Origin of the sequence: Synechococcus sp. J7-Johnson (genome assembly GCF_024345795.1) — a bacterium.
GTDB lineage: Bacteria > Cyanobacteriota > Cyanobacteriia > PCC-6307 > Cyanobiaceae > Regnicoccus_A.
In genome coordinates this window covers 1-13,748 of record NZ_JAGQBU010000048.1, presented here as the reverse complement: position 1 = coordinate 13,748, position 13,748 = coordinate 1, and the positions used below count along the sequence as shown (strand labels likewise).

The 13,748-nt window shown below is 61.8% G+C and carries 9 protein-coding genes and 1 pseudogene; 4 read left to right on the top strand and 6 right to left on the bottom strand.

Annotated features, from left to right (window positions below; genetic code table 11):
* The first annotated feature begins 598 nt into the window (after nt 1–598).
* Together KBY93_RS15210 and KBY93_RS15205 are read left to right on the top strand one after the other, a co-directional pair.
* Nucleotides 599–2,854 (top strand): glycosyltransferase, encoded by a 2,256-nt coding sequence (locus KBY93_RS15210; RefSeq protein ID WP_255095271.1) that lies wholly within the window; start codon nt 599–601, stop codon nt 2,852–2,854.
* Nucleotides 2,855–3,038: 184 nt separating this feature from the next.
* Nucleotides 3,039–4,439, top strand: a complete 1,401-nt coding sequence (locus KBY93_RS15205; RefSeq protein WP_255095270.1) for an NAD(P)/FAD-dependent oxidoreductase — start codon at nt 3,039–3,041, stop codon at nt 4,437–4,439.
* 311 nt (nt 4,440–4,750) lie between these two features.
* On the opposite strand, the gene KBY93_RS15200 is transcribed toward KBY93_RS15205, so the two are convergent.
* A complete protein-coding gene (locus KBY93_RS15200; protein ID WP_255095269.1) occupies nt 4,751–5,422 on the bottom strand; it encodes an isoprenylcysteine carboxylmethyltransferase family protein in 672 nt (223 codons plus the stop codon).
* Between the two features lie 996 nt (nt 5,423–6,418).
* Here KBY93_RS15200 and KBY93_RS15195 point away from each other — a divergent pair.
* Nucleotides 6,419–6,802 (top strand): tellurite resistance TerB family protein, encoded by a 384-nt coding sequence (locus tag KBY93_RS15195; RefSeq protein ID WP_315856427.1) that lies wholly within the window; start codon nt 6,419–6,421, stop codon nt 6,800–6,802.
* A 1,082-nt stretch (nt 6,803–7,884) separates the two neighbouring features.
* Here the strand turns inward: KBY93_RS15195 and KBY93_RS15190 are convergent.
* The 4 genes from KBY93_RS15190 to KBY93_RS15175 all read right to left on the bottom strand — a co-directional run bounded on the left by KBY93_RS15190 (nt 7,885) and on the right by KBY93_RS15175 (nt 11,639).
* Nucleotides 7,885–8,748 carry an IS3 family transposase gene (locus KBY93_RS15190; RefSeq protein WP_315856428.1) on the bottom strand — a complete coding sequence of 288 codons (864 nt, stop codon included), beginning with the start codon at nt 8,746–8,748 and terminating at the stop codon, nt 7,885–7,887.
* An 82-nt stretch (nt 8,749–8,830) separates the two neighbouring features.
* The gene (locus KBY93_RS15185) at nt 8,831–10,201 is read right to left on the bottom strand and encodes an IS110 family transposase (RefSeq protein WP_255094778.1); all 1,371 of its coding nucleotides are present in this window, start codon (nt 10,199–10,201) and stop codon (nt 8,831–8,833) included.
* Nucleotides 10,202–10,401: 200 nt separating this feature from the next.
* On the bottom strand, nt 10,402–10,728 hold the full coding sequence (locus tag KBY93_RS15180) for a transposase (RefSeq protein ID WP_255095267.1): 327 nt from the start codon (nt 10,726–10,728) through the stop codon (nt 10,402–10,404).
* Nucleotides 10,729–10,805: 77 nt separating this feature from the next.
* Nucleotides 10,806–11,639 carry a carbohydrate porin gene (locus tag KBY93_RS15175; RefSeq protein ID WP_255095266.1) on the bottom strand — a complete coding sequence of 278 codons (834 nt, stop codon included), beginning with the start codon at nt 11,637–11,639 and terminating at the stop codon, nt 10,806–10,808.
* 500 nt (nt 11,640–12,139) lie between these two features.
* Between KBY93_RS15175 and KBY93_RS15170 the strand changes: the two are divergent.
* Nucleotides 12,140–12,361, top strand: a pseudogene (locus KBY93_RS15170) (AbrB-like transcriptional regulator); the annotation flags it as partial.
* 22 nt (nt 12,362–12,383) lie between these two features.
* Here KBY93_RS15170 and KBY93_RS15165 read toward each other — a convergent pair.
* Nucleotides 12,384–12,854 carry a hypothetical protein gene (locus tag KBY93_RS15165; protein ID WP_255095265.1) on the bottom strand — a complete coding sequence of 157 codons (471 nt, stop codon included), beginning with the start codon at nt 12,852–12,854 and terminating at the stop codon, nt 12,384–12,386.
* Nucleotides 12,855–13,748: the final 894 nt, after the last annotated feature.

The following is a 13,748-nucleotide window of genomic DNA, read 5'->3' as shown; positions in this document are numbered from 1 at the left end:
CACCCAGCGGTTGCCAGGGTCGAGTGTGCCGCCAAAAGGCACGTGGAAGTCTTCGATTGAAAGCTGACCGATATGCTGCTTTCGGTACATGTGCGGCTGTGATCAGTAGCAGCAATCCGCGATTGCCGCATTCATGGCCAGTCTACCGGCTATCAACCGCTGAGACCAGTTGCGGCACAATCGATCTGGCTTTTTCAGGAGTCCCCAGATACCAGATGCACGGCTCGGGATAGTTGCGCAGGCACTCAACAATGGCCACGCACAAACCCTGACTATCGGCTGCACTAAAAAATACCTCAAGTGCCGGAGGAAAAACCCGTTAACTACATCTCCCACCTGATCACCGGGAGTGGCCTGGTCAGGGGGCGCGTCCAGGACCCTGGACCCTTCGCAAGACGCCATACGGAGCCTCGTTGGAGCGGCAGGAGCCGACCTTGGCCCTGGGGACGCGCTGAACCGGTTCATTTATTTAGCTTCTGGTTGGAACTCGACCATGTAGTGACATCCGTTCAGACGCTGACGGCCTTCGCGGGCTATGCAGCCACACCATCCACTTGGTGTGTTCACCGGTAGTCGATCCAATAGCCCACTCCCCCTGGTGATCGTGCGTTCCGCCTCCCCGACGGTCTATCCCAGTTCGCCAACCCAGGCCGCCTTCTGGGCCTGCCTGCCGCTGCTGACCGCCGCTCTGGTGGGCCCGACGGCCATGCTGCCCGGCTGGATCGTGCCGCTGCCGGCCCTGGTTGTGGCGATCTGGGCATGCTGGCTGGCGAGCCGACCAGAGCAGACCCTGCCCCTGGCCGCTCGGCGCTCGGCCGTGCTGGTGATCACCTTGCTGGGCGGCCGGTACCTGGTCTGGCGGATCGGGGCGACCCTCAACCTGGCCACGGCCGTGAGCACAGGTCTGAGCCTGCTGATGCTGGTGGCGGAACTCACTCTGCTGGCAAATGGCCTGCTGCAGCTATGGCTCACCTGGGCTCGGCAGCCGCCGATACCCCAGGAGGCCGCCGTCGCAGAGCGGACCCTTCAGCAGCGAATCGCCTTGGATCCCTGGCACGTACCGGCGGTGGACGTGCTGGTGCCCAGCTGCGGCGAACCGGCCGACCTGATCGAGCGCTGCCTGCGCGGCTGCCTGGCGATGGACTATCCGCGCCACCAGGTCTGGCTTCTCGATGACAGCGCTCGCCCAGAGCTCAGCCAGCTCTGCCGCCACCTCGGTTGCCGCTACCTCAGCCGCGATGGCAACACCCATGCCAAAGCTGGCAATCTCAACCATGCCCTGCCCCATCTGGAGGGCGATCTGCTGGCGGTCTTCGATGCCGATGTGGTGCCGCGGGCGGCCTTTCTGGCCCGCAGCGTGGGCCTGTTCACCGATCCGCGGGTGGGGTTCGTGCAGACCCCCCAGACGTATATGAATGCCGATCCGGTGATGCGCAACCTGCGGCTGGAGCGCTGGCTCATGCCCGATGAGGAGAGCTTCTACCGCTGGATCGAGCCCACCCGCCAGGCGGTCGGAGCCGTGGTCTGTGCCGGCACTTCGTTCGTGATGCGGCGTTCGGCCCTGGAGCGGGTGGGTGGCTTCGAGACCGGAACCCCCTCCGAAGACCTGGCTACCGGCATCCGGCTGGCGGCGGCGGGCTACCGCAATCTCTACCTCGACGCGAAGCTGAGCGCCGGACTGGCGCCGTTCACGATCGGAGCCATGGCACGCCAGCGCAGCCGCTGGGCCAGTGGCACCCTGCAGACCCTGCGCACGGGCGCCAATCCCTTCACCATCGCCGGGCTCACCCCTCTGCAGCGGATCGCCTATCTGGAGGGGATCCTGCACTGGTTCAACGTGTTGCCCCAGCTGCTTTTACTGCTGATGCCGCTCTCCCTGGGGCTGCTGGGTGTGGCCCCGATCCTGGTGCAGGGACAGGGCCTGATGACCATGGCCTTGCCGTTTTATCTCTCTCAATTGCTGCTGGTGAGCTGGTTCAGCCGCGGTGCTCGCAACGCCCTGTTGCCGGAGCTCTATCGCTGGATCTTTCTGCTGCCGCTCGTGGGGGCAGTGCTCAGCACCGTGGCGGGCCGGCCCCAGCGCTTTCGGGTCACCCCCAAGGCGGTCGCAGGCGGAGCCCGGCCCGGCCCAGAGCAGCGCCTGCTGCTGCCGTTGCTGGGTCTGTTGGGGCTGCAGCTGCCCAATCTCACCCTGCTGATCGTCGGCCGCGTCACAACTGGAGCGATCGGGGGCGCAGCCTCCAGCCTTGCTCCCGCCAACCAGGCGCTTGGACTCACCTGGTCGCTGCTGGGGTGCACCAGTCTGCTGCTGGCGCTGCGCACCTGCTGGGACCGACCTCAGGACAGCCCGGTGCCATGGCTGCGGATCGACGGGCTGACCCTGCAGATGCGAACAGCCCGTGGATTCCTGCCCGCCCAGATCCTGGCCATCAGCGAGCAGGGCGTGGAACTCGCCCTGGCCCATGCCGATCCCGTAGGCCAACTCATTGGCGCTGGGCTCGACGGCGGCGCTGGCAGCTGGAGCCTGGCCTGGCCCGGGTGCCCTGGCGACGCCCTGCCCCTGCGGACGGAGCAGCGTCGCTCCGAGCCAGGTGTGCTGAGGATCGGTTGCCGCTGGGGGCCTCTCAGCGATTCCCAGACCGACGCACTGCAGAATCTGCTCTACCGGGGACCCGGTGTGTGGCCCAGCCATCAGGCCCCCTTTGAGCCCCTGGCCCTGCTGGCGGTGCTGGCCCTGCTGCTCCAGCCGGTGCCGCCCCAGGGATGGTTCCAGCGCAGTGTGCTCTCAGCCGCCGGCCCTCAGGCAGGGGAGCAGAGCCGTGATGCGCTGGCGCGGCTGGCCGAAGCACGCTGAAAAGAGCCTGCCGCTGTCCCTGCAGCAAATCAGCGACGCCGCGGATGGGCTGCGGCTCGAGCTGGGCGAACTCCGGAACGCCTGAGCCCCTGCAGGAGCGAGGTCGAGGTCGGCAGCCGTTGCGACAACGATCAGTGCTGCTTGCTGCATAAGGTTTTTCTGTTCCGCGTGTCACCCTTACCAGATGGCACCGGATCGCTTCTTCCTCGAACTCGATCCGCCCGAAGCCCAGTGGCAGGACCTCCCCCATGTGGTGATCGTGGGCGGTGGCTTCGCCGGTCTCAAGGTCTGCCACGCCCTGGCCCGCAAGCCTGTGCGCGTCACCCTGATCGACAAGCGCAACTTCAACCTCTTCCAGCCGCTCTTGTATCAGGTGGCATCCGGTCTGGTTTCGGAAGCCGACGTGGCCTCGCCCCTGCGCCAGATGGTGGGCCAGGCCCCCAACATCCAGATCCTGCTGGGTGAGGTGGTGGACATCGACCCCGAAGCGAAGGAGGTGGTGTTCAACGACCACCGCTACGGCTACGACCACCTGATCCTGGCCAGCGGATCGGGCAGCACCTACTTCGGCCATGAGGAATGGCGGCCCCTGGCGCCACCGATGAAGATCCTCGAGCACGCCGATGAGATCCGCCGTCGCCTGCTGATGGCCCTGGAGGAAGCGGAGCAGACGAAGGATCCTGAGCGTCTCCGCTTCCTCCAGACCGCCGTGGTGGTGGGCGCCGGACCAGCGGGCTGCGAACTCGCAGGCTCACTGATCGAGCTGATGCACCGCGCCATCCGATACGACTTCAAGCAGCTCGATCAAGACCGCTGCCGAGTGGTCCTGGTGGATGTTGTGGAGCGGGTGTTGCCCACCATGCACCCCAGCCTGTCGGAGGCGGCCGGCATTTATCTGGGCCGGGCGGGAGTGGAGCTCAAACTGGGAGCGAAGGTGGAGTCGATCGCTCCGGGGCGGGTCAGCCTCGTCACCAGCTCCGATGCCGGGGAGCCCGAGCAGCTGGAAGCAGCCACCATCTGCTGGACCGCCGGCGTGCGCGCCTCCCGCCTCGGCAAGCTGCTGGCAGACCGCACCGGTTGCGAGGTCGACCGGGGCGGGCGTCTGCATGTGGAGCCCGATTTCTCCATCCCCGGCCATCCCGAGATCCGGGCGGTTGGGGATCTCTGTTGCTACAGCCACACGGGTGATGGCAAGCCCCTGCCCGGGATGGCGGGCCCGGCTGTCCAGATGGGAGGCTGGGTGGCCCGCGACATCCTGGCCAGCCTGAAGGAGCGCCGCCTGCCTCCCTTCCGCTGGACGGATCTCGGCAGCATGGCCGTGATCGGCCCCTTCCATGCCGTGGCCGACCTGCGCGGCCTGCATGTGACCGGCCTGCCGGGCTGGGTGCTCTGGGCCCTGGCCCACCTGGCCTTCATCCCCGACACGGAGAACCGCATCGCCCTGTTCAGCAAGTGGATGTGGCAGATAGCCACCCGCCAGCGCACCGCCCTGCTGATCACCGGCCGCCCCGACCAGCACCTCGGTGTGGACGTGGGCCTGCAGCGTGCCGTGCGGGAAGAACAGGCTTCACGCACGGCCGCCTGAGCAGCAGCCTTGACGAATGCATTGCCGCACTGCAGTCGAATACCGCAGATCACATTGCTTTCCGCCGAATACGAGAAGGTTGCTCGGCGCCATGCTGGCCCTGGGCGATGAGCTGACTGCCTGCGGCAGGGGAAGTATCGGCATTGGCAGCGGGAACTACCTGCTTCAGCAAACCCAGTGCCAGCAGGCGCTCTATGGACGCATTGGATAGACCTGGTCACCAGGATCCGGGGGAATCCGCATCACCCGCATCCGCACCCGCACCCCGGCGAGTACCACGGTCGTGACGGCTGAGTACGGCCGCGTGGGCTTCACCAGAGGCCTGGCAGGAGCCGCGCGCTGCGCTGCTGCCATGTGCTGAATTCTGGGTACTTCGCCGCCATCTGCACTTCCTTCTGGCCAATGCGCTGGAGGTAGATCAGCAGCACCAGCCCCGGCACCAGGTAGGCCCAGATGTTGCCGGCCACCACCGCGAAGCTCAGGTAGCGCAGCAGATCGCCGAGATAGTTCACATGGCGCACGCGCCGCCAGATGCCGTCGCTCACCAGGCCAGCACCCATCGCTTTGGCGGTGGTTTTCTGTGCATCGGCGCTGGCGTTGATCAGGCTGCCGAAGCTGAACAGCCCCAGCGCCACGGCCACGGCGGCCTGGGAGATCGGCACGGGATTGAGAAAGGCCAGCAGCCCAGGCAGGCTGTAGAGCACCCCGATGAACAGCAGGGCGAAGCCAAACCCCACCACCCCCACACGCTCGCTGAATAGCTGGCGAGCCCGCTCAGGAAACAGCCACTGCTCCAATAGCCACCAGAGGCAGTAGCTGATGTGCAGGCTGAGATAAAGCACCTGGCGCATGTCCTTCACCCCGACCACGGCCGCCAGCACCAGCAGCAGCACGATCGTGAGCACCTTGGCGGTGTTGATCGCTGTGAGTTGGCTCCAGCCCGCCGGTGCAGCCTGGCCCTCGTCCCGTGCTGATTCAGCCATCCGCGCGCCCTCGCTGGCGGCACCTTATCGACCCTGGCGGGCGTTCCGATCGTGCTCAACAGTCATGTGATCCTCCTGGGCCGGGCTGGGGGCTGTGGATCGACCATGTTGAGCAGCACCAGCCAAGCCGCTAACCCCACGATGCCGCCGTTTTGAAGAGTGCAGGGTAGGGGGTCGACCATGGCGTCGCCTCAGGGTTACCCGCTCAATTGATAGCTCACAACTGGCTTGCTCTTTGAGCCACAATCCCTGTGATTGCTGAGGGAAGCGGGAGTTGATGGGCTTGAAGGGCGCCCAGATGTCGATGGCTCCTGTAACTGCGTAAGGGCTCCGTAGCCAACCAGCATCCAATCCTCGGCGCGGAAGGTTGCGTAGGGAGAGGAAAAAGGGCTCATGGCAGCTAGGCAAGTACACCCGTACTAGTCGCTTTGCTTGCTGGTGTCAACTGGCATGAAGCGGGAGGTCAGGGAGGCTGGTCATCTGGTGCAGGCCTATGGAGAATCGCCTTAGCAGGTTCACCCACCAGATCTGGTGTTTTAGGCGATGCCCAAGAGCAGAAACCACCATCAGGAGTACATGGCTCGTCTAGCACTCTCCCTGCCGAGTTCACAACGAGGTGTCTGCGATCACATCGGGGAGTCGACATGATGAACGGTGGAAGCATTGAGCCAATGGACACAAGAACAGCCCAAGTCTCGGAAGTGCATAAGCATTTGTACTTACCGCGTTGAGAGCGTCTCGTTCGTTACCCCCCTTCGCAGGGCTGGGTTATTAGAAGTAAAGATGTTGGTCTGTCGGGAGCATCCTTGCCACTGGAAGGGCAAGGCCAGCGGTTCCACGCCGGGAGCTCTCTCCCGCAACGAGCTTCTGCGGTCCCTCCGGAATCAAGTCACCTAGTACTTACCCCCCATTCGCCTCATGACATCCACGCTTCCTCCTGTTGGAGATCCTGCGACTCCGCCTTCTCCAATGGATCCAACACGGGCCTTTGTCGCCGTGGCGCTCGCCGCTGTCTCCTGGGATGGAGTGCTTACACCAGCTGGATCACGCGCTCTGCGCCATGCCCTGGATTACAGGGCCCCTTTCTCCAACCTCACTGAAGTGGCGATGGTGCAATTGTTGGACTCCGTTCTCGCCGATCTTCGCGCCGAAGGCCCGCAGCACCTGATGCTGGAGGCAGCCGAAGCCCTCAGTCCGCGGCAATGCCATACCGCCTACGCAGTGGCTACTGAAATCATGCGATCGGATGGGCCTCTGGAGCCAGATGAACGCAACATCCTCACCAGCCTGGCCTACACATTCAAGCTGGAGGAGCTGGAGACGGACATCGTCCATACAGTGATGGACGTGCTCCACGCGTCCCTGCTGGAGGCGGAATAGTCAGAGCCGTCTGCGGCTGGGCTCCAGCCGGAAGTATCTGGGCCATTGCGACGCCAGGGGGTGTGGCACCAGCAGGATGGCATCACCAGCCCCTGGGAATTCCGCCGCTGCCGAATAGCAGGGCGATCAGAAAGAACGACTAAGTTGATTCCTGGCGGCTGCCGCTATCGCTGAGCTGAGATCGGCTCCTTTGCTCGCGCGCAGGAGCCCCCTGGTGGAAAAGTTGTACGGGATGGAGAGGCGTCAACTTTCCTCGCACAGGGGGCATCAACGTTAGACGTCATTCCGGTCTCGGGCTGTGGGCGCTGTGGTGGGCGGGCCCTGGTGCTGGACGATCATGTCAACCAGCCTGCCCATACTCCCCGCAAGCATGGGCTGGACGCGAGTCGCTGCGCGCCAGGTGAGCGGGGGACAAGGGGATTGAAGGTGAGCTATCCACTCCGCCACGACATCAGGTGGGGACCCTTGCTAGTGGAAACACACCGCAGAAGTAGGTAACGAAGGGGCTTGCGCGGAAAACCAAGACCTCAGCAGTTGACCTGGCCGTGCCAGCTAAGGGACCTTCCGAGGCCAGCACAACATTCCGTGAAGCAAGCCCAAGCTCCTCAATGATGCTGCTAAAAGTAGATACTGCGTAGAATCCGGTGATCAAGTAACAAGATCACACGCAGCCAAAGTCATTCAACAGGATCTTGGGCGCACAGCTGAAGCAGTGCTGGTCGGATCGTCTTCGATGTGACTTAACGGCTGGTGCTGTGCGTCGCTGTGACAGCCAAGGGCACGGTTAAACTGATTCTGAGGTGAGCACAGTTCGGGCGCGTTACAATCAAACAACTACCCAGGAGTTTCTGACTTGCGAAATTTCAAAACTGCCCTGATCGTTTCCACCCTGTTGGCCGGCCAAGCCATGGCGGCCCCATCCTCACGATGGAAGGCGCCAAGCCGGCCTATGTCGAGGCCGTGGCAGTTGACAAGGGGCGCATCGTCTATGCCGGCAACCGTGCCGGTGCCATGAAATTAAAGGGAACGTCAACCCGGCTCAAGAGCCTTGGCGGAAAGACGATGATTGAGGTGGGTGCCTTTTACTGGACAGTCTTGGCCCCTGACATCGTTAACCCTGGACGGGAGGAACAGGGTTCGGTCTCAGTGTAGACCTCATATGGAGTTTTGTCTCCAAGAGAGCTGTGTGGTCTTACATGGCAGTACCTCCATAGGAAGCGGGCCAGGCTGATTTCAGCCTCCCAGCCATCGCTGTAGGCACGCAGGTAGACCTCCTCGTACTTGACTGTGCGCCACAGCCTCTCCACCAGGATGTTGTCGTAGCAGCGTTTCCTTCCTGACCAGCTGATTTTGATCTCCTCTTCCTTGAGTCGCGCCACGAAGTCAGTCGAGGTGAATTGGCATCCCTGGTCGGAGTGGAAGATCTGTGGCTTGCGGCCACCCTCCAGAGCCATCTCCAGAGCCTGCAGACAGAACTCCGTGTCCAGGCTGTTGGAGAGCTTCCAGCTGAGAACGTGCCTGGAGAAGAGATCCACGATCGCCACCAGGTAGAGGAAGCCTTTCTGCATCGGGATGTAAGTGATGTCGGTGGCCCACACCTGATCCACCGCTGTGACCGTGCTGTCATCCACCAAGCAGGGAAAGCGCTCGGATGGGGCACCAGGAACCGTGGTGCGAGGTTTCTGGTAAATCGCCCGTAACCCCATGCGGCGCATGAGGTTGCGCACCCGGTCACGACTGATCGGGATCCCATCTCGGGCCAGATAGTCCACCATCCGGCGGCTTCCGCTGCAGGGGTCTTCCAGGTAATGGGCATCGATCCTGGCCATGATCCGCAGCGTCGATGCCCGCACCGGTGTCGGCTGGTAGTAGAGCGTGGACCTGGGCAGGCCCAGCAGCGCACACTGACGGCTGACGCTGAGATCGGGATGGTCGTGATCGACCAGCTTGCGCAGTTCACGGGCATCAGAGCAGCTGAGACTTTCCTAAGAAACACAGCGTTGCGGCGGGCCTCTCTGTTTTCTCTATTCAGGCTTCAGTGAGCGTTAGGCCGAGGCGCTGAGCTCGTCTCTTTATGGCATTGATCTGTATCTGCCGCTGCTCCGCTTCGTAACGGCTCAGACCAGGATCAACCAGGGATATGCCATCGCGCAATGCCCGGTAATAGAGTTCGGCCAACTTGCGTGCTGTTGCAATAATTGCCTTCGGACGACCAATCCTCGCTGCTAACCGCCTTTGCAATCCACCGAGAGATGTCTTCGTACGCGCCAGAACTTGCGCTGCCATCCAAAAAGCAGTCCGGGCAGGATTGGCTCCCACCGCTGTGCCTGATGATAGAAGCCTTCCGCCAGATACCTTATTCCGCGGGGCCAGGCCAAGCCATGACGTGAAATGCTTGGCCGTCGGCCACCGACTCATATCTGTTCCACACTCACTAATCACTGTCAAAAGAGTTCCATGGCCCATTCCAGGTAGCTGCATCATGTCTCTGCCACAAAGCGCAGCGCACAGTGGCCTGGGATTGAAGTTCAGAGATCGAACGCGATTTCGACTATCAAGTTTCACACTTGAGAGCTTCTTGTCATTCAAGAACTGCCTATTCTCCTGGCTGGCTGACGCAACCAGGGCCTGCAACAGTCCATTGATTCTATCTTCGCATCTTGAGATTCTCTCAGAATAGAAGTCGTAAAGAGAAAATGCATTCTCCAACTCGAAAAGATGGTCATCCTCATAATTTCCTTCCAGCGCTTTGGCGATTGTCTGCTGGGTCTGCTTGCAGCGTGCATCTCGATGTTCGGCCAAGACGAGGGGAGCCCTTTCGCCAGCAAGAATAGAAGTAATGATCCGACGTCCAGTTTCGCCCATGACATCTGTGACAACATGATGAAGCTGTAGATTCATCTGCATCAGCGCCTTCTGGATTAACTGTAAATAACGGGCTCGTCCTCTGGCAAGGTTCTCTCTTGTGCGAACGTACGATCTCAAATGTGCAAGTGTACCTTCGGGAAGAATGCTGCCCCGTAATAAGCCATAAGAGTGGAGCTGCTGGAGCCATTGCGCATCATTGATATCCGACTTGCGGCCCGGAACACTTTTGACATGCCTGGCATTCACGAGATCAACTGCAATTCCAGCCTTGACCAGAATCTCAAATGCTGGAATCCAATAAACCCCTGTAGACTCCATTGCTACAGTCGTAATCCCGTGTCCTTTGAGCCAGGTCGCCAATTCAAGCAGGTCGCCGGTAAATGTTCCGAACTGTCGCGTTGACTGATCTTCAAGTTCGCAGGGGATTGAAACAACATGAAAGCGGCTGCCGATATCAATGCCCGCTGCCCTGGGATTGACTACGGCCAGTTTTGATCGTGGCTGTCGTTTGATGCCGGTTGAGTTGCTCATGGGGCTGCGATGTACGTTGAAGGGCGCAGACGGGGTCTTCGTGCAATATCGTTTTCCTAATCGGGATGAGATTCATGATGATCATGAACTCTCGCCAGGTGAGATTTCGTACAAGACCCTGAGCCAGGTTTTTTTACGGGGTCAGGCCTCCAGTAATCATTCGGCAGCTGACCACGCCCTTTCTCATCATGAACACCTGCTCAGGATTTGGCAGCACGTGTTTCGGCTGGGGGGACGCGCAAGCTGTGCAGTGCTGTTTTTTTGAGCCACTCCAGCTCCATCTGTAGCCGGCCAATCTGCTGGAACAGCTCCGCCTCCTTGGCCTGCCCCTCGTCCTTGGCCTGGGTCTTCTTTCCCCTGGTGAACAGCTCGCTGGCGCCCTCCAGCAGCTGCTTCTTCCACTGACTCACCTGGATCGGGTGAATGGCGTGATCGGCAGCGATCTCCTGAATGGTCTTGCGGCCACTGATCGCCTCCATGGCGACCCTGGCCTTGAACTCGGGACTGTGGGTGCGGCGCTTGCTCATCGGTGGGAGCCCCGTTCAGGGGCGGCGCCCCGCCTCAGAGGTTAACGATGGGGCCTGTCCAGAAAAGCCAGTCCACCTCAGATCGGGTTGGGATTGCCTCTGGTGGCAGCCACTTTCCCGTAGAGTCCAATTCCCTTGCCGGGTCTCACTTTGCCAGGGAAGATTGTATGGCCGAATTGAAGGCTGAGATTATCGGGATAGGTGGAAGCTCCGATCTGCAATTCGGAGGGCAGCAGAATACTGCGTAGATCCACAGAATCCTTGGTACTGAAGGTATAGCTCAGCCCGAGGTTGGAGGCGCGTCCCCAGGCCCTGCCATTCCACTGGGCGGCGAGCGACACATTCGCACCATCCGCGAACAGCCCATCCACCCTGTAGTTGGTGGTCTGGTCAGAAGGGTCGAACACCATTGCCGAGAGGCTCACCTCACCGATTTTCTGGGCCAGTAGCCCACCCATGATCACTGGTGGCACCACGCCGCTGGGCGGAGCCACGAAGGCCAGGTTCATGAAGCGATCGATCCCCCAGCCACCGAAGAAGGGATCGTTGGCGAGCAGGTCGATCGCATTGATCTTGCCGACCAGCAGGCTGGTGCCGCCCCAGCGCTGACTGATATACAACGACGTGGCCTCCAGTTGCTTGGGGCTGCCGAGCGGCAGGATCGCACCCGAATTGACCGGCCAAAGGGCTCCACCGCGGAAACCTGGAACCCGGCCACCCTCCAACTCCAGGTGTGCATGGATGCCGCCCCCACGCCATAGCCCCAGCTTCGTTGTGTCGAGATCGACCAGGGCATCGAGCCGTCCACCCGAGAGAAACTTGGTCCCGCGGCCATCGGCAGCGGTGAAGCTGCCCACATCCCCTGACCACTGCCCCTGGTAAAAGCCGGTTGCCCAGAGCCGCAGGTTCACACAACGCTTCGCGAGCTCGGACCGGCCCCCCCACCAGTCGCCCGAGAAGGTGGGGCGGTTCCAGATGGTGAGTTGCTGGGTTGTTGTTGCGGGCGTTGGACTTGTCTGCTCAGAGGTTCCAGCTTCAGGACGTGGCCCGGCGCTCTCGGCTTCGGTAAGGGCAGGCGCGCTTTCGAGGCCACCGGGCAAGCTCTCCTGCGATGCCAGGCCCTGTGCCTTGGCGGGCGTGGGGATTGTGGCGGAGAGTGTTGCTAGCAGAACCCCTCCTGCAACCGCTGAAGACCGCCAGTACATCCGATTTAGAACACTTCGAAGCTGGGACATTGTGTTGTTGGTAGCCCAGCAAATCCATGGAATCGTAGTAGCAGTACTCAGCCCATGCCAGGAATTCGGAACATTCGATGAATCATGGTCAAGGAGTGTCTGGACAACCCAGGAATTCAGCCGAACCAGGGTTTGAGGCTCATGTCCCTGCCTAGACGGTAGTTTCTCGTTGGGCAGGTGATGGCTCCAAATCGGATCTGGTGCGTGCCGGTGGCGACCTGAGCACCAAGATGGATGGCTGCCAGCGCCAGAACTTCACGGCCTTCTATGAAGCCCAGCTGGATGGCAAGGCCTACACCGGCCTGCTCGATCTCAAGCCTGGAGATGATTTCGAGATCAAGCTGGGCAAGAAGCAGATCCGGCTGATCCCTGTGGGTGCGGCCGACGAGGAGGAGTGAAGCGGGTGGCGGCGGGACCGCCTCACCCAGGTCGATGAAAGGGCTCGCATGACACCAGGAAGCCGGTGACATGGTCGGGCCACTTGGCCAGCGCCAACAATTCCCGGGACTCGCGGGCAAACCCCTTCTGTGAGAGGGCAGTGAACTCGGCCAGGTTGTCGTGGGTGACCAGGGGCTTGCCCCGCTTGGCGGCGTCGAAGGCGTCGACGAACTCCTCTCCCTGTTCAGCCAGGCACTGGGCGTAGGCCTCCTCGAAGCTCATGCCCTGATCCTGCAGCCGCACGAAGGCATCGAGTTCAGGGGGTAGGTGCTCCAGCCAGAGTGGAAGACTCCGCTCCGGCCCGATGGTGACCCCGCCGCTGTGGAGGTGCATCAGCACCACGGTCGCCTCCAGGGTCCAGCTGGGCTGGGCCAGCAGCTTGCCGGCGGCGATAACCATCGACTCCCGGTACTCCTCGACCAGGGCCTGGTGGACATCGCTCAGGTTCTCCATGGGTCAAGGGGACTGCACAACAAAGCCCGGTGACGAGGCCACCGGGCTCTGAAGCAGTTTGGTTGGTTGGGGCGGAGCTGCTGACGCTGGCACCTGGGGCCAGTTGACAAGTTGGACCTCCCGTTGGGTCCGGGGCACCTGAGGCATAGCCGTTAACGGTGCAATGGACAACGACGTTGCGACACGCCTGGGAAGTCAGTGATCCGTTGAGAATGTTGGAGCAGGGGCCGGATCGTCAGCGCGCTCCTGACGCCTGACCCGGGGGAGTGTCATCCATCCTTGGGCCTCCGAAACCGATGCATCTACGATCGGATGGCCCACCGGTCCGGGCAATAGGGGTTTATGCCTGAGGGGGCGAGGGTGGAAGATCCCTGGGCGCACAATGAGAAGGGAAAGCGTTGAGCCCTGATCGTGTCCGCAGAGGCTCTATCGGCAACAGGCGCTGGTCAGCCAGAGCTGTGGGCTTTGCGGCAACGACAATCGTTTGGATTGGAATCCTGAACCGGGGCTTGCACCATCCCAGCTCTTTTTATAGCCATCTTAGGACTCCTGGTTTGGTCTTTTCTGATCCTGTGGTCGCAGCCTCCGCCGTCATGACGATGAACGGGGAGGAGGGTGGCCCACTCGGGAGAGAATGAACCTCCAGGCGCTGCCCGGGGGGTGTTCCCAGGGCCGACTGAAAGTCAGGCACAAGGCGGCTGGTGCAGCCATGCTGGTGCCGGTTTTGTCGGGACTGCTCTCGTCCCTTGCCCCAGCTTTCTGCCAGCCCCGATCTGATCGCCTTCCTGCAGGCCTTGCCGGAGAGACGTAAGCGCCGAGGGGTGCGTTACCCCCAGTGGTTGCTGCTGTTGATGGCGATCCTTGGCATCCTCAGTGGCTGCCGCAGCGCCAGGG